This window comes from Prevotella sp. 10(H), assembly GCF_000711235.1.
In the GTDB taxonomy this organism is placed as follows: Bacteria; Bacteroidota; Bacteroidia; order Bacteroidales; family Dysgonomonadaceae; genus Dysgonomonas.
Genome location: NZ_JOMI01000003.1, coordinates 391,501 through 410,907, shown reverse-complemented (window position 1 = coordinate 410,907; position 19,407 = coordinate 391,501). Strand labels below are relative to the sequence as shown.

The 19,407-nt window shown below is 40.8% G+C and carries 19 protein-coding genes; 9 read left to right on the top strand and 10 right to left on the bottom strand.

The window, feature by feature from the left end:
• Positions 1–11: 11 nt before the first annotated feature.
• Positions 12–491 (bottom strand): hypothetical protein, encoded by a 480-nt coding sequence (locus K348_RS0107300; protein ID WP_156032813.1) that lies wholly within the window; start codon positions 489–491, stop codon positions 12–14.
• Between the two features lie 164 nt (positions 492–655).
• Between K348_RS0107300 and K348_RS0107295 the strand changes: the two genes are divergently transcribed.
• A complete protein-coding gene (locus K348_RS0107295; RefSeq protein WP_029904308.1) occupies positions 656–1,081 on the top strand; it encodes an organic hydroperoxide resistance protein in 426 nt (141 codons plus the stop codon).
• A 91-nt stretch (positions 1,082–1,172) separates the two neighbouring features.
• Here K348_RS0107295 and K348_RS0107290 read toward each other — a convergent pair whose 3' ends face one another.
• From K348_RS0107290 to aldA, 4 genes are all read right to left on the bottom strand, one after another.
• Positions 1,173–1,751, bottom strand: coding sequence for an LUD domain-containing protein (locus tag K348_RS0107290; protein ID WP_029904307.1), 579 nt, complete (start codon positions 1,749–1,751; stop codon positions 1,173–1,175).
• A 6-nt stretch (positions 1,752–1,757) separates the two neighbouring features.
• Positions 1,758–3,134: a lactate utilization protein B gene (locus K348_RS0107285; protein ID WP_029904306.1), complete on the bottom strand. Its 1,377-nt coding sequence runs from the start codon at positions 3,132–3,134 to the stop codon at positions 1,758–1,760.
• Positions 3,131–3,871 (bottom strand): (Fe-S)-binding protein, encoded by a 741-nt coding sequence (locus tag K348_RS0107280; RefSeq protein WP_029904305.1) that lies wholly within the window; start codon positions 3,869–3,871, stop codon positions 3,131–3,133. The genes K348_RS0107285 and K348_RS0107280 overlap by 4 nt, the downstream gene beginning before the upstream one ends.
• A gap of 188 nt (positions 3,872–4,059) precedes the next feature.
• The gene (gene aldA / locus K348_RS0107275; protein ID WP_029904304.1) at positions 4,060–5,496 is read right to left on the bottom strand and encodes an aldehyde dehydrogenase; all 1,437 of its coding nucleotides are present in this window, start codon (positions 5,494–5,496) and stop codon (positions 4,060–4,062) included.
• A gap of 551 nt (positions 5,497–6,047) precedes the next feature.
• On the opposite strand from aldA, the gene K348_RS0107270 reads away from it, so the two are divergent.
• Positions 6,048–6,998 carry an NAD(P)-dependent oxidoreductase gene (locus tag K348_RS0107270; protein WP_029904303.1) on the top strand — a complete coding sequence of 317 codons (951 nt, stop codon included), beginning with the start codon at positions 6,048–6,050 and terminating at the stop codon, positions 6,996–6,998.
• Positions 6,999–7,058: 60 nt separating this feature from the next.
• Here K348_RS0107270 and K348_RS0107265 read toward each other — a convergent pair whose 3' ends face one another.
• The 3 genes from K348_RS0107265 to K348_RS0107255 form a co-directional block, all read right to left on the bottom strand.
• On the bottom strand, positions 7,059–7,787 hold the full coding sequence (locus K348_RS0107265) for a DUF1080 domain-containing protein (protein ID WP_029904302.1): 729 nt from the start codon (positions 7,785–7,787) through the stop codon (positions 7,059–7,061).
• A gap of 126 nt (positions 7,788–7,913) precedes the next feature.
• Positions 7,914–10,499, bottom strand: coding sequence for an alpha-glucan family phosphorylase (gene glgP, locus K348_RS0107260; RefSeq protein WP_029904301.1), 2,586 nt, complete (start codon positions 10,497–10,499; stop codon positions 7,914–7,916).
• Positions 10,500–10,685: 186 nt separating this feature from the next.
• Entirely contained in the window at positions 10,686–12,335 is a 1,650-nt protein-coding gene (locus tag K348_RS0107255) for a glycogen/starch synthase (RefSeq protein WP_029904300.1), read from the bottom strand.
• A gap of 153 nt (positions 12,336–12,488) precedes the next feature.
• Between K348_RS0107255 and K348_RS0107250 the strand changes: the two genes are divergently transcribed.
• The 4 genes from K348_RS0107250 to K348_RS0107235 are packed head-to-tail and all read left to right on the top strand — an operon-like array spanning position 12,489 to position 14,965.
• On the top strand, positions 12,489–12,773 hold the full coding sequence (locus tag K348_RS0107250) for a hypothetical protein (protein ID WP_029904299.1): 285 nt from the start codon (positions 12,489–12,491) through the stop codon (positions 12,771–12,773).
• Positions 12,770–13,309 carry a 1-acyl-sn-glycerol-3-phosphate acyltransferase gene (locus K348_RS0107245; RefSeq protein ID WP_029904298.1) on the top strand — a complete coding sequence of 180 codons (540 nt, stop codon included), beginning with the start codon at positions 12,770–12,772 and terminating at the stop codon, positions 13,307–13,309. The genes K348_RS0107250 and K348_RS0107245 overlap by 4 nt, the downstream gene beginning before the upstream one ends.
• A gap of 20 nt (positions 13,310–13,329) precedes the next feature.
• Positions 13,330–14,115 carry an amidohydrolase gene (locus K348_RS0107240; protein ID WP_029904297.1) on the top strand — a complete coding sequence of 262 codons (786 nt, stop codon included), beginning with the start codon at positions 13,330–13,332 and terminating at the stop codon, positions 14,113–14,115.
• 34 nt (positions 14,116–14,149) lie between these two features.
• The gene (locus tag K348_RS0107235) at positions 14,150–14,965 is read left to right on the top strand and encodes an META domain-containing protein (RefSeq protein ID WP_029904296.1); all 816 of its coding nucleotides are present in this window, start codon (positions 14,150–14,152) and stop codon (positions 14,963–14,965) included.
• Positions 14,966–15,053: 88 nt separating this feature from the next.
• Here K348_RS0107235 and K348_RS0107230 read toward each other — a convergent pair whose 3' ends face one another.
• On the bottom strand, positions 15,054–16,358 hold the full coding sequence (locus K348_RS0107230; protein WP_081852533.1) for a M56 family metallopeptidase: 1,305 nt from the start codon (positions 16,356–16,358) through the stop codon (positions 15,054–15,056).
• Positions 16,359–16,363: 5 nt separating this feature from the next.
• The gene (locus K348_RS0107225; RefSeq protein ID WP_029904294.1) at positions 16,364–16,729 is read right to left on the bottom strand and encodes a BlaI/MecI/CopY family transcriptional regulator; all 366 of its coding nucleotides are present in this window, start codon (positions 16,727–16,729) and stop codon (positions 16,364–16,366) included.
• A 549-nt stretch (positions 16,730–17,278) separates the two neighbouring features.
• On the opposite strand from K348_RS0107225, the gene K348_RS0107220 reads away from it, so the two are divergent.
• From K348_RS0107220 to K348_RS0107210, 3 genes are read left to right on the top strand one after another with little or no spacing between them, the layout of a single operon-like run.
• A complete protein-coding gene (locus K348_RS0107220; RefSeq protein ID WP_029904293.1) occupies positions 17,279–18,121 on the top strand; it encodes an ATP-binding cassette domain-containing protein in 843 nt (280 codons plus the stop codon).
• A complete protein-coding gene (locus K348_RS0107215) occupies positions 18,118–18,894 on the top strand; it encodes a hypothetical protein (RefSeq protein ID WP_029904292.1) in 777 nt (258 codons plus the stop codon). The genes K348_RS0107220 and K348_RS0107215 overlap by 4 nt, the downstream gene beginning before the upstream one ends.
• 1 nt (position 18,895) lies before the next feature.
• The gene (locus K348_RS0107210; RefSeq protein WP_029904291.1) at positions 18,896–19,255 is read left to right on the top strand and encodes a GntR family transcriptional regulator; all 360 of its coding nucleotides are present in this window, start codon (positions 18,896–18,898) and stop codon (positions 19,253–19,255) included.
• Positions 19,256–19,407: the final 152 nt, after the last annotated feature.

The window sequence follows — 19,407 nt, the reverse complement described above, 5'->3', positions numbered from 1 at the left end:
TTTAAACCATATTATAGCGAAAGTATCAGTCCCAGGCGCACAAAAAACTGCCTATTATTCTCCATTACATTGAAATCATAACCTGTTTTTACATAAAACAAACTATATGAACACATTATATTAGGAGTTATAACAACCCCGTCCGTATCCTTTTTAGAGAAATTCAAAAGATATCCGGCATCACATGACAGCCACAAAAGGCCCTTATCCGCATGATCTCCGAAAACTAATCCAGCAAAATCTAAAGTCGCAGAAACAGGTTTGATATTCAATCCTGAAAGTTTTGTGCTTCCACTTGTATAGTCTACAGCACCAAACAAGAAGAAATTTACTGCGCCTTTATTCAAAAGATAACGGGAATGTGCATTTATGGCAAACTCGAATTTTCCTTTTTCTGTCATTTGTGCCCCGGCACCGAGTAGCTGGGCAGATGCCGTCAAAGATACGCAACTGAAAATAATTAAAACGCACAATAGCTTTACAGTTCTCATATAGTGATATTTGCCTTTTTAACTTCGCAAAGATAAGCTTTTTAAAAATATATTCTATTCTTGATAAGGAAAACGTGGTATATAACCGAATATTATTATCCTTGAACAATTCTGCTCTTCTTATTGTTAAAATTAGTATTAAAGCAAATTATAAAAACATTCGTATGGAAAAATTATATACTGCGGTTGCTACTTCTACAGGTGGAAGAAGCGGACATGTAAAGTCTTCGGACGGAGTTTTGGATCTCGAAGTAAGACCACCAAAAGAAATGGGCGGCCCAGGCGGAAACTATACAAACCCAGAGCAACTGTTTGCAGCAGGTTATTCAGCATGCTTCGGCAGCGCTTTGAGCCATGTATCGCTGGAAAAGAAAATACATATACGCCCCGAAGTAACAGCTAAGGTATCTATCGGTAAAAAAGAAGGCGGAGGATTCCAGCTTGCCGTAGAAATGGACGTACATATGACAGGTATGAGCCAGCAGGAAGCGGAAGAACTGGTAAAAGAAGCACATCAGACATGCCCTTACTCGAATGCAACGAGAGGAAATGTTGAAGTAACATTAAACGTGACGGTCAGCGATAAATAATGCAGTACAACTGCCTATTTATTATTACATATGGATTGATTTTTTGGATAAGAGTGTGAGCCGTCGGCTCACACTTTTTATTTTGAGATCATTACACGAGTATTACCGAAACTCCCTTTGCTCCGTGCGCCCCTACTACTAATGCCTGCTCTATATCAGCAGTCTTTGAAGGGCCTGAAATAAACGTTCCGAAGCCGAGTTCACTGAAAGTCAGTTTATCATAAGCTTCATGCATATTATTTACTAGATTGCTTTTATCAAGTATTATCACCAGGTAATCGGAAATAAAATACAATACTTTTTCTTTCACATTCTGAGGTATCCACACACAACCGTTCTCTGCCACGCCTACCTCACCTTTTATCACACCTAAGTCTATCCCGTTCAGTTCGTGGGGGTCGTCTACATTATCAGGATTAATGGTAGCAATAGAAATCTCCGGCAGATTGGATGCTATTGTTTTTGCCTCTGTATATAATGATTTGATGACATCGTTTATATCTTCATTCTCTTTCAATACAACAGCTTCCCCTCCCACAAATTTGCTGATATGCATAAATTGTGCGATTTTATCGGGATATTGAATACCTTGTATATCGATATCCGGCATTTCGTACCTGTCGGTTATATGCTGTTTTATAGTTGCTAATATATCGTTTTTATTACTCATGCCCGTTTACTTTTTAGTTTTTACTTTTCCTCTTTTCCACATCAGGGTGAACGATTCGCCGGCAAAACGCGGCAGTTCACGGCCTTTACCCCAATCATTTAATCCATTGTATAACATAAAGCGCGGCAGATGATTTACAATCGGAGCAAAGCGCAGGCTGGTATTATACAGTCCGGGATGTACAAACAGGAACCGCATCCCTGTCGACATCACTTTTTTCATCTTATCGGCTTTATGGAAAGAATCGAGATTCTGCCGCCAGCGGTATATCTGGTCTGCCAAGTCTATCTTTACAGGACAAACATTATTGCAGGAATAACACAGGGAACATGCCGACACATTATCGAAATACTTCTCCGGCGATTTCAACATGCCGAGATTAATCCCAATCGGCCCCGGTATGAAATAGGTATAGGAATAACCGCCACTCCTACGATAGACTGGACAAGTATTCATACAGGCACCGCAACGGATGCATTTCAACGTCTGTATATGTTCCTTATTTGCCATTATTTCGCTTCTGCCGTTGTCGACAAGTACAAGGTGCATCTCACATCCTTTCCGCGGCTTGCGGAAATGCGATGTATAGGTTGTTACAGGTTGTCCTGTTGCAGAACGCGCCAATAAACGGGTATAGATACTCAATGCCTTCTGATTGGGTATAACCTTTTCTAAACCCATGGATACAATATGTATTTTCGGCAATGAAGTTCCCATATCGGCATTCCCCTCATTGGTGCACACGACAACATCACCCGTTTCCGCCACGCCGAAGTTTGCACCCGTCATGCTGGCATCGGCAGTAAGGAATTCGCTCCGCAAATATTTACGTGCGGCGCGTGTAAGATACGTAGGGTCGCTGTTATCTTTCTCGGTATGCAGTTTTTCTTCGAAGAGCTTGCCTACCTGCTCACGTTTCAGATGGATGGCAGGCATTACTATATGGCTCGGCGGCTCGTGCATCAGTTGAAGAATACGTTCTCCCAAATCGCTTTCGACTACATCGATACCTTTATCCAGCAGATAAGGATTCAGGTCACACTCTTCGGTAAGCATCGATTTGCTCTTTATCAGCTTCTTCACATCGTGCTTTGAGAGAATTTCGTAAACAATCTGGTTATGTTCTGCCGCATCTTTCGCCCAATGTACAATAACCCCGTTGGATTCGGCTTTATCGGCGAATTGTTCGATATAGCGGTCGAGATGAGTTATGGTATGCATCTTTACCTGTGCAGCCAGTTCCCGGAGCTTTTCCCATTCAGGAATTCCCATAGCCATATTGTCGCGCTTTGCACGCACCAGCCAAAGGGTTTCGTTATGCCATTCTTCCTGCTTCTTATCGGCAATAAAGCGGTCTGCCGCTTTCGCATGTTTTGTACTCATAGTCCTGCAGCTAAAATTTCAATAACATGTATAAATTTTACCGGAAGCTTTTCCCTGTTCACCACTCCCTGCATATGCATCAGGCACGAACTGTCGGCTCCGGTAATATATTCGGCTCCGGTTGCCATATGGTTTTTAACCTTATCCTGCCCCATACATACCGATACAGAGGGTTCCTCGATAGCAAACATACCACCGAATCCGCAGCATTCATCGAGCTTTTGCGGTTCGAATATCTGAATACCTTCGACTAACGAAAGTAGATCCTTCACTTTCGAGTAGCGGGGAATATTGAGTTCACTGGCAGAAGACAAATGCAACTCGCGCACTCCGTGGCAACTATTATGCACACTTACTTTATGGGGAAATTTACCCGGCAGTTTATCAACTTTCAGTATATCGTGGAGAAACTCAGTGAGGTCATATATTTTACCGCTTGTCTGGCAAATATGTTGTTCTTTTTCCAGCAGGCGGGGATAATTTTCTTTTACAAATGCGGCGCAGCTACCCGAAGGCGCAACAATGTAGTCATATCTGGCAAACAGTTCTTCAAAATGTTTGGCTAAAGGAATAGCCTTATCTTCAAAACCTGCATTCGCCATAGGCTGACCGCAACAAGTCTGGTCGATGGGATAATCTACATCCACCCCCAGATAATCGAGCAATTTGTATGATGCCACTCCCACTTCGGGATAAATGGCATTTACATAGCAGGGAATAAATAATCCTACTTTCATTTTTTAATTAATAAATCGGTAAAAAATCAGTTCTATATTTCAGGACTCCTTTTGTTAACTCATTTTCCATACAAAAGGTTTAAAAGAAAATATAAAACAAAAACAGACTCTTAGTTGATGCGATAAAAATAGTAATATAAAAAACTCAAAGCCTTCCGGCCTTGAGTTTTCTTATTGTCTTAAGCTTATCAGCCTTTTGTTTCCAGATATACGACATGTGTCTGGAGATATTCTTCAAGACCATGTTTGCCGTCTGCGCCACCGATGCCCGATTTACGCCAGCCTGCATGGAAGCCCTGCATAGCTTCGAAGTTCTCGCGATTGATGTACGTTTCGCCGAACTTAAGCGCTCTCACCAATTTGAAGGCCGTATCCAGATTCTGCGTATAGACGGACGATGTCAAACCATATTCACAATCATTTGCCCATTCGATAGCATCGTTTATATCGGAGAACTCGACAATCGGTAGTACAGGCCCAAAAGTTTCTTCCTGTATGATATCCATTTTCTGAGTGGCATTATCCAGAAGAGTCGGCTCAAAGAAATATCCTTTAGTACCGATACGTTTACCGCCACACAGAAGTTTACAACCTTGGCTAACTGCTTTAGCGACTTTTTCCTCAACCGATTTCAGTGCATTGGCTTCTACAAGAGGCCCCATATCCAGATCGGCTATTTCCGACGGATTACCCACTTTAACGGCTTTCATGCCTGCAACCATTTTTTCAACAAAGGCATCTTTCACATTCTTGTGTACATACACACGTTCGGCGCAGTTACAAACCTGTCCTGTATTGATTACACGCGATGCAATTATCGATTTCACCGCCAAATCAAGGTCTGCATCGTCCATAACGATAGCCGGAGCTTTGCCTCCCAGTTCGAGAGAAACCTTAGTAACATTTGCAGAAGCTGCTTCCATTGTCTGAATACCTGCGCCTACACTTCCGGTAAGACTCACCATACCAACTTTTGGATTAGCAGCGAGTTCGTGGCCGATAACAGAACCGCGTCCCATAATCAGGTTGAATACACCTGCAGGCAAACCGGTTTCTTCTACTATCTGTGCAAATACATAAGCATTCTCCGGTGTAATCTGGCTAGGCTTAACCACGATCGTATTTCCTGTAACTAATGCCGGAGCAGCTTTACGGGCAATCAGGAAGAATGGGAAATTCCACGGCAAGATACCTGTTGTTACCCCGATAGGTTTTTTAAATAAGAAAATGCTTTCGTGCGGACGGTCACTCTGGATAATTTCACCTTCATAGCGGCGCGCCCAGCCGGCCATATATTCAAGATAATCGGCAGTGAAAAGGACTTCTACATTTGCCAATCCCTGTGTTTTTCCACCCTCTCGAACGATAATATCTGTCAGTTCTTTTTCTCTTTTACGGATGCCTGCAGCCATTTTTATCAAGTAGCTTGCTCTTTCTACGGCAGGAGTTGCCGCCCATTTGTCCTGTGCTTTTTCAGCAGCATCGATTGCCTTTCTGGCATCTTCGACCGTGCCTGCCGGTTGTCGTGAAGTAACTTCTTCTGTCGACGGATTCAGTACGTTTATCCATTCTCCGGATGTGTTTTCTACGAACTTACCGTCGATAAACATTTTTAGATCTTTCATGGTTTTTAATCTTTATATGGTTATTATATAGGTATTCTATGCCAAAATCGGATTTTAAAATTACAAAAAAGCAATATGAAGGTATTTAACAAATTGATATTATAGTTTTAATAATTGATTATAATAAAGCGAATCTGTATTGAATATAAAGTGATTCTCTCGCAAAGACGCAAAGACGCAAAAAGTCTAGAGAATAGTGTCAGACAAAGTCTAGTCTGGCGTCAGCCTCCCGCGCATTAGTGACACAGGCGGGGCACCCAATCCGTTGAAGACGGTATGGAATCAAACGGAGCGATAGCTCGTCGTTTGATTCAACCGACAAAACGGTTTTGGGTCGCCGAGAAGCGAAGCGCTAGCTTTTTGCTTACTTTTGGGCAATGCCAAAAGTAAGGGCAAGCCCGAAAGGGCGCGACAGGCATGAGCTAAGTCTTCCGGTAATAAATCAGGATAGGAATCATGCGAAAAATGATGGAACAATTAATTTGAACTATTGATTCGCAATCGCCCATATAAAAAGATTATACCTATATTTACACTCTTAAAACAGGACTATGACACGAATCGCAATAACCGGAGCTGCCGGTAATCTGGGCGGAATACTGGCTCAGGGAATGAAGGATATGAATGTGAATCTCAATCTGCTTATACACAAAAAGTATGTAGCGGATAACCTTAAAAACAAAGAAAGCATATCTGTCTTTAAAGTCGATTTAGCAAAAGAAGAAACTCTTACTGACGCAGTCGAAAATGTCGATGTAATCGTACATTTTGCAGGCATTTTATTCAAAGCGAATCCCGAAAAGTTCCTGCCGACAACAAATACCCGTTATTTCAACAACCTGTTAAATGTCGCTGTAAAGCAAAAGGTAAAACGCATTATCCTAATCAGTTTTCCGCATGTAGAAGGAGAATGTACTCCCGAAAAACCCGCTACCGGAATACTCAGCGGAAAACCAGAATCGATGCATGCCCGTACACGGCTCGAAGAAGAAAAGTTATTATTCGAGTATGGCGATCAATACGGCTTTGAGGCTGTTTCGTTGCGTGTAGGCATGGTTTATGGGAAAGGTATATTGATGATAGACGCCGGACAATGGTTTGCCCGTCACTGGCTGCTGGGCATATGGAAGAAGCCGACTTATATACATCTGATTTCGAAAACCGACTTCGTAGATGCAACTATTGCTGCCGCTTTAAAGACGGATATCAAAGGCATATATCATATAGGAGATGAGGGTGTGCAGACATTACAACAATTTCTCGATGATATCACTGTATATAAAGGCAACCACAAGCCGTGGCGCATGCCTGTATGGATGATAATGACAGCCGCACGGGCATTTGAATTATTCTCTGCGATATTTGGTACACGAAGCCCGCTAACAGTAGATTTTGTCAAAATAGGAATGGTTTCTTATTATGGCGACACCAATCGTATGCGGGAAGAATTACTACCCGAACTAAAATACAGGACATATAAAGAAGGTATGGAACTCTTCTGAAAAAAGAAAGGATGCCGTAATTTACAGCATCCTTCTTCTATTATATAATTAAGCAATTACTTAAAGATTTCTTATCCATATATTACGGAATGCGACTCCCGTTCCATGGTCTTGCAACATAAGCGGCAGACGACCGTGAGCTTCATATTTAGGGAAACCGATATATGGGGTATCTCCTTTTAGGATATAATTGTTCTGTATCAATATCCCATTAAGGACTACCGTAATCATTGCAGGAGATTCCAATTTTCCGCCTGTGCCGAAAACAGGGGCTTTCCAGTAAATATCATATACCTGCCACTGACCGTTTTTGGTATACGCATCTACCGCGGGAGCTTGCTGCTTGTAAATACTTCCTACCATACCGTTTACATAAGTAGGGTTGTTATCTCCATCGAGTACCTGCACTTCGTAAGTGCTTTGAAGGAAGATACCGCTGTTGCCACGATTCTGTCCGTGATAATTTTCAGGAGCCGGAGATTTGAACTCTATATGCAACTGGCAATCCCCGAAATATTCTTTGGTAGCAATACCGCCCGTACCCGGAACTATCACTATTGCACCGTCAACCACATTCCATTTAGCTTCTCCACCGTTAGTAGATACCCATTTGGATAAATCTTTTCCGTCGAAAAGGACAATTGCATCCGACGGCGGTTGATTCAAAGTTGTAGCCGGAGTAACTTTAGGGGGTTGAGGATAATACCATTCTGTGCTCTGAGGCTTCATCTGGGCATTAATAGATACTGCTGAAACAAGCACAGCAGCCAGTAAGATAATTTTTTTCATAGGTGTTTTATTTTTTAGACCAGCCAAAATTACGAATACTTTTGCGACAAATAAAGAATGTTTTATTAAAAAAAGCTGCATCTGTAAACAGAAGCAGCTTTTCAAGTTTATTTTATATACAACCTATTAAATCCAGCGTATGTATGCAAAGTCCATACGATGAGCCATATCCGGATGTTTCGGATATACACGGTATGCAAAATGGCATGTACCGGGGATTCTTGCTATAGCTTTCATTTCGAAGTACAGTTTGGAACCCTCTTCTTTAACCTTATTGAATTCCTGAACAGATAAGAATTTATCTTCTTTCTTTTCGGGATCGTATTCAGTCAATACACATTCGATACCGAGATCGCCTTTCATGGCTTTCTTATCGATAACTACCTCTACCGTCATTTTTTCTCCTTCGGTAAGTGTAGGATTAAGAAGCCCTACTCCGTCCCTCAAATCCTGACCGTTGAAAGTCAATTTCTCTACAGTGAACTTGTCCCAGTTTGCTGCAGTATCTTCTTTCCATGCCGCCAGTTCTTTAGCCTTGGCATAATGGTTGGATGCAACCAGTTTGACACGATCCTGTTCCGGTTTGTAGAAATTATTGATATAATCGTCGATCATACGCTTGGTAGTATACTCCGGCGCAATATTAGCGATCGAGTTTTTGATATACTGAATCCATTCCGGAGAATAGCCCTTCGAATTGCGCGCATAGTACAATGGAAGTATCTCATTCTCGAATGTAGAATATATTTCCGATGCATCGAGTTCGTCCTGATAAGCCTGATTGGTATAGGTACGTTTTTCTGTCAGGCACCAGCCTGCATCTTTACGATAACCTTCATACCACCATCCGTCAAGTACAGAGAAGTTCAACACACCGTTCATTTCAGCCTTCTCACCCGATGTACCTGAAGCTTCCAGCGGACGTGTAGGTGTATTCAGCCAAATATCCACCCCTGAGATAAGGCGTTTAGCTAGACGCATATCGTAGTTTTCGAGGAAGATAATCTTACCGAAAAATTCAGGACGGCGCGAAATTTCAACAATTTGCTTAATCAAACCTTGTCCGGCACCATCGGCAGGGTGAGCCTTACCTGTGTAAAGAAACTGAACAGGATATTTCTCATTATTTACCAGTTTCGACAAACGGTCTAAGTCTGTAAATAAAAGATGAGCACGCTTGTAAGTGGCAAAACGGCGTCCGAAACCTACAAGAAGCGCATCAGGATTAATCTTATCTACAATATTGAATATTGCAGACGGAGCCTTCTGGTTCTTAATCCATCCTTCTTTCATCTGCTCCTGAACATAAGAGATCAGACGTTTTTTCAATACCATGCGCAGTTTCCAGATTTCAGCATCAGGTACGCTGTAGATATTGTCCCATATTTCGTGGTTCGACTGGTCGTTGTAGAAATTCTTATCGAAAGTCTTTTCATACAATGCCTTCATTTCTTTTGCAGTCCATGTAGGAAGATGCACGCCGTTAGTAACGTGGCCTACATGCAATTCCTCAGGGAAATATCCCGGCCATACAGGCTGGAACATGTGGCGCGAAACTATACCGTGCAAATAACTTACACCATTGGCTTCGAGGCATGTATTGAGTGCAAAGACACTCATACTGAACTTCTCACCGCTTCCCGGATGCTCACGACCCATATCTACGAAATCCTGCCATGAGATACCCAGACGAGCCGGATAGCTGCCGAGGTATTTGCCAAGCAACCCTTCGTCGAAATAGTCATGTCCTGCAGGAACAGGCGTATGCACAGTATAAAGACCGGATGCACGAACTACCTCAAGCGCCTGATTGAATGTCAGTCCTTCGCCTTCGATAAGGTCGAGCAGACGCTGAACGTTAATTAACGCAGCATGCCCTTCGTTACAGTGATATATTTCTTTTTTGATACCCAGCTTATTGAGAAGTAAAATACCACCAATACCGAGTAAATATTCCTGTTTCAAACGGTTTTCCCAGTCACCGCCATAAAGTTGATGAGTGATTGGACGATCCCATTCGCTATTGAGATCGATATCAGTATCCAGCAAATAAAGGTTTATACGTCCTACATTTACCTTCCATACATTTGCATAAATATCCCTGTCGGGATAAGGCACAGCCAGAATCATCTGGTTGCCGTCTTCGTTCAATACCGGATCTAACGGCAATTCTCCGAAATTCTGAGATTCGTAATTAGCTACCTGCTGTCCGTCAGGGGAGATAGACTGCGTAAAGTATCCGTAACGATACAGAAACCCTACACCTGTAAGGTCTACATGGCTGTCACTGGCTTCTTTCAGATAGTCGCCTGCAAGAACACCAAGACCACCGGAATAGATTTTCAATACATGAGAAAAACCGTACTCCATGCTAAAGTAGGCAACCGACGGTTTCGACTTATCGAAATCCTCGGCCATATATGATTCGAAATTCTGTATCACTTTTCTGACTTTATCCATCAGTAAAGAGTCTTTCAGAATTTCGTCGATTCTTTCATAAGAGATTTTTTGCAGTAAAATAACCGGGTTGTGTTCACTTTTTCTCCACAGATCGGGATCGAGTTCTGCGAACAGGTCTGCCGCGTCGTTGTTCCATACCCACCATAGATTATGTACCAACTTTTCTAACGGCAACAGCTCCTTAGGCAGATTAACCTGCGTATACGCACTCCTCCATGAGGGAGTGTTAGAATAACTTGCTTTGATTCTCATAAATATATTATTTAAACTTTATATATTCCTTCTTCTCCTAAATAGTCTTCGAACGGAATTGTTTTGTGGTTTGTTTTATTTGGAATTACAAATATAACGATTTTAAAATACGAAGTCTTTATAAAATATTGTAAAGTTTTCGTTAGGGTGCGTTTTCGTTACAAAAAACAGATAATAATATGTTAATTAACGATTTGCCGCTTGTTTCAGTGCTGATCGATACGCTTCTTTGTAGTATTTATAGAAATGATCCCAGTCGGCCAGATCGGCACGGTCGAGCGCAGCCTGACGTAATATTTTTTCCTGTTCGTTACTTTTTCTGGTCATCTCGAATACGCGGTTACATATATCTTCCGACACCTCGATGAAGTTGTAGTCGTCGCGGGATATTACTTCCGCTCCGTCGTCCATTCCCCTTTCGTCACCCATTTTACGCATCCAAAGGCCGAATCCGGCAAGTGATGTCGTGATAGTAGGGACTGAGAACGCTATACTTTCGTGCGGGGTATAGCCCCAAGGTTCGTAATAAGACGGGAATACAGTGACATCCATACCGATAAGCAGATCGTAATAAGGAACATTGAAAATACCATCATTGCCGTTCAGATAGGACGGAACGAAGATTATTTTTACCCTGTCCTCTTTCCGGTTCTCCATTTTCAGATATTTGATCTGATTGAGTACCGAATCGTTATTCATATTACGCAGCCAGTGAGTTATGTGCGGATGACTTAATGATGTTGAAGGAGATTTCTTTAATCTCATCCTGTCCTGTAAGTCTACGCGGGGGCCGCTTATCCATGCCGGAACCATAATGAAAGCAATCACATCTTTTTCAAGTTGCTTTATCTGCTCCAACCTGTGCATAGCGTCCACAAAGACATCTATACCTTTATTACGGTATTCGTAACGGCCGCTGGTAGCTACCAGCAGGGCATCTTCCTGTATATCGTAACCCAGCAATCTTTCGGCTACATTGATCAGTTGCTTGCGTGCTGCAAGGCGTTTCGTTTCGTGTTCCTCCCCTACGGGAATGAAATCCTTTTCGAATCCGTTGGGTGTTACTTCCGGCTCGCGATGAAGCAGCTGACGGCACTCACGGGCAGTAATATCACTCACCGTTGTGAAGCAGTCGGCATTGAGAGCTGCGGCCTTTTCAATGGAATGCTTTGCCTCCATATTCAATTCGCGCGCCATCTGGTCACTGTCGTACGTAGAAAGATAATTGTAAAGGGGTTTGCCGTTTCCAGCTATCGAACGCCCTATAGAAGTAGCATGTGTGGTAAAGACTGTTGCTATTTTAGGTAAGCGGCTTTTTATATATAAAACTCCCATGCCAAGCATCCACTCATCGAAATGAGCGATTACATTCTTTTCTTCAAACTTATGGAATTTATAGAAACTTTCGATAACGGCTCCGCTGGCATAGGCAAACATACAAGACTCGTCGTAGTCACCATATGCATGAAGTGAATCTACTTCATACTGGCGCCACATATCGGCGTAAATCGCATCTTTTGCAGGAAAGAACTGGTTGAAATTGACAAGGACTACAACAGGATTTCCCGGCACGTTCCATCTTCCGACTCTTACATTCAGATGATCTTGTTTTGTTGCAACTTCTTTCCATTCGGCAAGAAGTGTCTGGTCTTCGACGAACCAAGGGCTTTCTTTGTCTTCCCAAACATCGGGGCCGATAAATATGACTTTGTCTTTGCCAGTTTCCTGCATCGACTTAGCTTTTGTTGACAATACGGTATAAATTCCGCCTACTTTGTTACATACTTCCCAACTAGCTTCAAAAATGTAATCCGGATTATAATCTTGTTTTGCCATAAAATTTGCTGCGTCGTCCCGCTATTTCTTTTGATTACTTATTAATTTTCATAGCATACATACATCGGTATTTTTTTTTAGTACCTTTGCCGCATGCTTCGAAAAGAGGCACAAAGATAGTAAAGATATAAACGTATAAAAAATATTTTTCTCATGAGTAGCAGACGAAAACTAAAAAAAAGTATAATTGCAGCAATGGATTTATTGTATGCAGACTGTCTGTTTTACAAGTTATTCGTAGTCGATGCCGATCAGGAAGCAGCCAATAAAGTCATTACCCATATAGTAGAAACGCAGAATGAACTATTGAAACGTGTGAGCGTTAATGAAGGAAAGGAAGCCAAAGGCAGAGTTAAGGCTTATTATAGAAAATTAAGAGTTGATTTACAGAATGAAACAAATGCTATTGCAAAAGAAATAGCGAATCTGGGTGAATGAAAAAAATTTGCAACTTTATTCTCCGCCGTATCGGTTGGAGAATAACAGGACTGACCGATCTTCCAAATAAATCAGTTATCTGTGTAGCTCCTCATACCAGCAACTGGGATCTGCTTCTCGGATTGGTGGTGTATAAGGCTATGGGGCGAAAAGCTTCTTTCCTTATAAAGAAAGAATGGTTCTTCTTTCCTATGAATCTGATATTCAAATCACTGGGAGGAATACCGGTAAACCGTACGCGTAAAACTTCGCTGACAGAGCAGATGTCTGAAATATATGCTAATAGAGATAACTTTCAGCTGGCCATAACTCCGGAAGCTACCCGCAAACGTAATCCGGAATGGAGAAAAGGATTTTACTTTATTGCGCTGGCAGCTAACGTGCCGATAGTGATCGTTGCTATTGACTACGGAAAGAAAGAAGTCGACTTCAAAAAGATACTGATGCCGACGGGTGATGCCGATGCCGATATTGAAGAAATAAAAGCATCTTATATAGGTGTGACGGCAAAACATCCTGAGAATTTCGCATTATAAATTCCTAAAAGCAAGAAGTTATGCAGCAAGATGACAAACTGGGAATAAGTCTTGTGCAATATGATATAGTATGGGAGAATAAAGAAGCCAATCTCTTGTATATACATAATATTGTATCTGACTTATCGGGTAAGACTGATATCGTCGTATTGCCGGAAATGTGTACTACAGGCTTCTCTATGAACAGCCATAATCTGGCAGAGCCGAACGACGGGAACACTATCACTTCTCTCAGGCAATGGACAAAGCAATATGAAGTTGCCATTTGCGGCAGTTTTATTGCAAAAGATGGAAATGATTATTACAACCGCGGATTTTTCATCACTCCCGAGAAGGAATATTACTACGATAAGCGGCATTTGTTCCGTATGGGTGCAGAGCCCCGCTCGTTTGCAGCAGGAGATAAGAAGCTCATATTTGAATATAAAGGATTCAATATATGCCTGCTAATCTGCTATGATCTGCGTTTCCCGGTTTGGGCGAGAAATGTAGATAATGAATACGATCTTCTGATTTATACTGCCAACTGGCCTGCATCACGGGCAAAAGTTTGGAATACATTATTAATTGCCAGAGCCTTGGAAAATATGTGTTATGTATGCGGTGTGAACCGTATCGGCAAAGACGGAAACGGGTTGGCCCACGAGGGCGGCTCGAAGTTAATTAATGCTAAAGGAGAGGAAATAATCTCGGCCGGATTGAACACAGAGCGGGTCGAAACTGTCTATATATCGAAATCCGAGCTACAACTGTTCAGGGAAAAATTCCCTGTATGGAAAGATGCGGACCGGTTCGAACTGAAATAAATCAGCAAAGTCATTATATTAAAATATCAATTTTATGAAACGTATTTTTAATTCTGCGATTCTAGCAATCGCCACATTAGCACTAACTTTTGGACTTCAGAGTTGTAACTCGGTAAAACCGGTAGATAAAACACAGCTAGGGGGTTACTGGTCATTAAAAACATTGAAAGGTGAAGAAGCCAAAACAGCATTTGCAGGCAATCTTCCCTATGTACAATTCGATTTCGAAAAGAATATCGTATCGGGTAACGGTGGATGCAATACTTTTTCAGGGCCGTTCACACTAAGCGAAAGAAACGAATTCTCGGCGCCTAATCTGGCTGCCACAATGAAGATGTGTATGCAGGGTAATAAGGAGCCCCAGTTCTTTTCTGCCCTCTCCTCTCCTAACCTGACTCTTTCTCTGGATAAGGACGGTATGCTTACACTGAGTGAAGGGAATTCTGTTGTTCTGCAATTCGAGAAAGGCGAGGCTCCGACAGAAACTGCAAATACAGACATGATAAATGCAGAAAGCCTAACCGGTGCATGGACGCTTACTTCTATTTCAGGCGGTGATATGAAAACTTTATTTACAGGAAAGACTCCGACGATGGAATTTTCTGCCGACGGCAAAGTATTCGGCAATGCAGGTTGCAATACATACCGTACCGGCTATACGCTGGCTGATAATACAATAACATTTTTGCCTGTAGCTTCTACTAAAATGGCTTGCCCGAGTATGAAAGGCGAAGATATGTTTACAGGCCTTTTAGCTTCTCCGCTTCAGGCTGGACTGAACGGCGACAAGCTTATTTTTACTAAAGACGGGAATGTTGTTCTCGAATTTACAAAGGGAGCGGAAAAATAAGACATACATATAGATTTTTATAAAATAAAAACTACAGGCGGCCTGCCTGTAGTTTTTTTCATTGGGATACTACTCCCTGTAATCACATTTATTTAACCCTGACCCATTCTTCATATACCGGATATTGTTTATCGAGGAATCCGTCGATAATCAGCTTATCTCCTTTTATAGTTACATTATAAACAGCTTGTTTTCCTTTAAATGCGTCCATACCCGGCATTGTATAATTAATAGTTTCGGTATACACCCCGTCTTTATATGTATAAGTTCCTGATGCTCCTGTCAAAGCTGTTCCGTCTTTATCGGATCTAGTCCACGAAAAAGTACCTTCGGATATTGTTTTAATGTTCGGATATTCAATATCTACGTCCGGATTCTCAGGATCGATCTGTTTCCATTTACCTTCAATAGAATCTTTCATTGATATTTTATTAACTTTTATATCTGAAATTTCATTGTGATTCATTGAAATTTCCGTACGGGCGAATAAAATTACCGATATGGCAGCAAGCGGAAGTATAGCAATATACTTCAAACGCGCCCATGGTCTTGATTTTTCTTTTAACATCATAGCTATTCTTTTTTTAAGTGTACTGTGATTAAAGCTGTTGGTTATTGAATTGAAACGCTCTACCCCGGCAGCTTTTTTTATTAATAAAAGCTGGTACTGCTTTGCATCAATACCCGAATCGAGCACATAAGAATCGGCTTCAAATTCATGGATATCCTGAAATTCTTTTCTCATCAGCCACACAACGGGATTGAACCATTGGAATATAGCGAATACTTCGCTGATGATAAGATCGAATGAATGCCTGTGCACGATATGCGCCATTTCATGTGTCAGGATAGCATTCATGTGTTCATTATAATCATCTTTTGAAATAACGATATAATTCAACCACGAAAACGAAGCTATATTGCTGTCATGCACAACGAGCGTGATATTTCCGAGTCTGGTCTTTTTGCCTTTACGTATCAATGAAAAGATACAAGCTATAGAATAGATCAGTTTAGCGGAAAATATTATTACACCTATACTATATATAAAGAGAAGTATTCCGACCCAGCTTAAATTTACCATTTTAATTCCGCTCTGATCTGCAAACACTCTAAATTCGAAATCGGCTGGAACAGTTCCCTCTGCTTGTTCAGTATTTACAGAAGGTACATGAAGTACCTGCTCATAGTTACCCAGCACTTTATGTATAGCCATAGGCTGATCGACCGATATATTAATCAGGGGAACAGCAAGTACTATCAGGTAGATAGCTAAAAGTGTCATCCTGTTTATCCTGTAAAATGTATTTTTGCTGAATAATAGCTTATACAATAGATAAAACAGGGTAATGCATACAGAAATCTTTAGATTGTAGGCTAATAATTCTCCCATAGCGTTTACTTTATGTGTGCTTGCTCTACCTGATCTATCAGGCTTTTCAACTCTTCTATAGATACATCTTCTTTAGTTATGAATGACGAAACAACATCGAGATAACAATTATTAAAATACTTGCTTATAACACCCTTGAGGGTCTTCTTACGGTATTCGTCTTTGCTTATCAGCGCATGGTAGCGGTATGTCTTTCCCAATGATTCGTGTCCTGCAAATCCTTTCTCTTCGAGTATCCTTATCATGGTGGATATAGTGTTTATGTGAGGTTTGGGTTCATCAAACAACTTTTGTATATCTTTGACAAACATGGAGCCATGTTGCCAGAAAAACTCCATGATCTCTTCTTCTTTGTTGGTCAATGCTTTCATGATAAAAATTAACTTTTCACAAATGAAACTAAAAGTTTTAGTTCTCAACTAATTGTTTTAGTTAAAAGAGTGTAAAACGGTTTTTCGAGAATTCGAAAACAAATCGAAAGAAAGTTTATCTATATCATTTTAGCTTTAGCCATTAGCTGATAGCTTTTAGCTCTTTGAATTGAAAATCGGCGGAGCCAAATGATATATTAGTTACAAGTTTTCGTTTTCGTTGTCAATTATCAACTTTCCATTGAACATTGAAAAACGTTACTTTTGTTACCTTTTAACTATATATAGTTAAAGAATGTAAATCCGAATTGATGCTTTTCCTTATATTTTGTGGTAAAAGAGAAAAGCGAATGGCTAACAGCTATCAGCTAATAGCTCAAAAAAGTTACTTTCGTTACTTTTTAACTATATATGGTTAATATATGTAAATATAATATGATGAAAAATCTCTTAGAAAAATATTTTTGAAAAAAAATCTATTTTCTATTGCATATATAAAAATATGCCTTATATTTGCAGTGTACTAATAAACTAATACACTCATAATATATGATAAAGATTAATGACTTAAGCTTTTATTACAACAAGAAAAGACCTGTGTTCGAACATGTCTCTTTCGAAATGAAAGGCGGTATATACGGGTTGTTGGGAGAAAACGGAGTAGGCAAGACTACCCTGCTGCATCTTATCGGCGGATTGTGCTTCCCGAAAAACGGCAGTTGTAAGATATTCGATTACGAATCGGCTTACCGCAATCCGGAAATGCTGAAACAATACTTTTTCCTTCCTGAAGAGTTTAATGCCCCGGCAATACTCATCGGTGACTTCATAAAGTATAATTCAGGCTTTTATCCGAATTTCAGTGAAACGCAATTCGATGTATATCTAAATGATTTTCAGGTGGAGAAAGATCGCAAAATGTCGGAATTGTCTTTCGGGCAGAAAAAGAAAGTAATGATTGCATATGCTCTGGCACTGAATACACCGATAACATTACTGGACGAACCGACCAACGGGCTCGATATCCCGTCTAAATCGCAATTCAGGAAGATTATGGCTTCGGCATACGATGAAAGCAGATGCATCCTGATATCGACACATCAGGTACGCGACCTCGAAAGCCTGATAGACCCGATCATAATACTCGACCGCAATCAGGTGCTGCTGAACAATAGCGTCGAAGAAATAACCAAAAAACTGATGTTCTCGTTCACTGCATACAAACCAGAAGATGCGCTCTATTGCGAACAGACTATGCAGGGATACTCTTCGGTACAGGTAAATGAATACGGGGAAGAGAGTATTTTGAATATTGAAGCTCTCTTCAATGCGGTTGTCAATAACAAGGCAAAGATCAAAGAATTGTTTAACTCTAATGTATCAAACCGATGAATGCAACATTTAATATAAACCGCTTCGCGAGACTGGAGAAACGTAACCTGTTCCTTTCAAAAGCGCAATATCTATATATGACAATAGCCTTAGTGGGGATGTATATATTATCGGCAATGCTATATATATTGATAGACAACAGCCTTTCGGGACTCATATATCTTGCCGCAGGAACAATTATCATCGGGGGACCGTGCTTTTTTGAACGGACACGCAACAGGCATTCGAGTATCTTTGACTTCACACTGCCGGCTTCGACTTTCGAAAAGTTCTTCAGTGTGTGGCTGAAATATGTAATTATATTGCCGGTCATTATATTACTGGTATTATTAGTATTGAATGTGATCAGCAGTATTATTCCTGTAGAAGAATTGAAAGCACACGCTGAACAGCTAGACTGGACTAAATACAATGTTAAGACATATTTTGCACTGATATTTCACCAGTCTATATTTATGTGTGGATACTACTATTTCAAGAAGTACGCCTTTGCAAAGACATCATTAATACTGATAATAGCAGGAATCGCAATCATGTTTCTAAGCATTGCATGGGGGCACATAATACTGGAATCGGGGAAAAATGTGGCTTTCAGTATGTCTGCAGATAATGAAAATAATTTCACGGCAGGATACGATTTCGGTAATGCTATAGCTGCTTCTCATTTTGCATCCGATACCGTATTGCAGATTGCTTCCTATATAATAAGTGTGGTTGTACCTTTGGGTATGTGGCTTACATCATTTTTCAAACTGAGAGAAACGGAGGTATAATATGGATTTCAAATCAAACAAACCGATATATCTGCAAATTGTGGACTTCTGCTTCCAGAAAATGCTGACAAACGAATGGGCTGAAGAAGAACGCATCCCTTCGGTCAGGGAACTGGGCACTACACTGCAGGTTAATCCCAATACCGCCATGCGGGCGTTCGAATATATGCAGGCAGAAGATATCATATACTCGAAACGGGGAATGGGATATTATGTGGCGGAAAATGCCCGTAAACAAATACTGAATCTGCAGAAAAAGGATTTTTTTGAAGAGATGCTCCCCGAAACATTCAACACCATGGAGTTATTGGGTATCAGCATCGATGAAGTAGTCGATAGGTATAATCAGTCAAAAGGATAAGATATTATGAAGAAGTATGCAAACAAAATATTAGCCGTTATGATAACAATCGTTGTAGTATGTATAGCTGTAATAATATATAAGGTTATAGATATACTGTCGACCGCTTTATGATAAGGCAGCCCAACATAGCATGGGCAATGTTGCAAAAG

Excerpts from the sequence above, each read along its gene's own strand:
- K348_RS0107300 (WP_156032813.1), bottom strand. The coding sequence starts at position 491 with ATGAGAACTGTAAAGCTATTGTGCGTTTTAATTATTTTCAGTTGCGTA.
- K348_RS0107295 (WP_029904308.1), top strand. The coding sequence starts at position 656 with ATGGAAAAATTATATACTGCGGTTGCTACTTCTACAGGTGGAAGAAGC.
- K348_RS0107290 (WP_029904307.1), bottom strand. The coding sequence starts at position 1,751 with ATGAGTAATAAAAACGATATATTAGCAACTATAAAACAGCATATAACC.
- K348_RS0107285 (WP_029904306.1), bottom strand. The coding sequence starts at position 3,134 with ATGAGTACAAAACATGCGAAAGCGGCAGACCGCTTTATTGCCGATAAG.
- K348_RS0107280 (WP_029904305.1), bottom strand. The coding sequence starts at position 3,871 with ATGAAAGTAGGATTATTTATTCCCTGCTATGTAAATGCCATTTATCCC.
- aldA (WP_029904304.1), bottom strand. The coding sequence starts at position 5,496 with ATGAAAGATCTAAAAATGTTTATCGACGGTAAGTTCGTAGAAAACACA.
- K348_RS0107270 (WP_029904303.1), top strand. The coding sequence starts at position 6,048 with ATGACACGAATCGCAATAACCGGAGCTGCCGGTAATCTGGGCGGAATA.
- K348_RS0107265 (WP_029904302.1), bottom strand. The coding sequence starts at position 7,787 with ATGAAAAAAATTATCTTACTGGCTGCTGTGCTTGTTTCAGCAGTATCT.
- glgP (WP_029904301.1), bottom strand. The coding sequence starts at position 10,499 with ATGAGAATCAAAGCAAGTTATTCTAACACTCCCTCATGGAGGAGTGCG.
- K348_RS0107255 (WP_029904300.1), bottom strand. The coding sequence starts at position 12,335 with ATGGCAAAACAAGATTATAATCCGGATTACATTTTTGAAGCTAGTTGG.
- K348_RS0107250 (WP_029904299.1), top strand. The coding sequence starts at position 12,489 with ATGAGTAGCAGACGAAAACTAAAAAAAAGTATAATTGCAGCAATGGAT.
- K348_RS0107245 (WP_029904298.1), top strand. The coding sequence starts at position 12,770 with ATGAAAAAAATTTGCAACTTTATTCTCCGCCGTATCGGTTGGAGAATA.
- K348_RS0107240 (WP_029904297.1), top strand. The coding sequence starts at position 13,330 with ATGCAGCAAGATGACAAACTGGGAATAAGTCTTGTGCAATATGATATA.
- K348_RS0107235 (WP_029904296.1), top strand. The coding sequence starts at position 14,150 with ATGAAACGTATTTTTAATTCTGCGATTCTAGCAATCGCCACATTAGCA.
- K348_RS0107230 (WP_081852533.1), bottom strand. The coding sequence starts at position 16,358 with ATGGGAGAATTATTAGCCTACAATCTAAAGATTTCTGTATGCATTACC.
- K348_RS0107225 (WP_029904294.1), bottom strand. The coding sequence starts at position 16,729 with ATGAAAGCATTGACCAACAAAGAAGAAGAGATCATGGAGTTTTTCTGG.
- K348_RS0107220 (WP_029904293.1), top strand. The coding sequence starts at position 17,279 with ATGATAAAGATTAATGACTTAAGCTTTTATTACAACAAGAAAAGACCT.
- K348_RS0107215 (WP_029904292.1), top strand. The coding sequence starts at position 18,118 with ATGAATGCAACATTTAATATAAACCGCTTCGCGAGACTGGAGAAACGT.
- K348_RS0107210 (WP_029904291.1), top strand. The coding sequence starts at position 18,896 with ATGGATTTCAAATCAAACAAACCGATATATCTGCAAATTGTGGACTTC.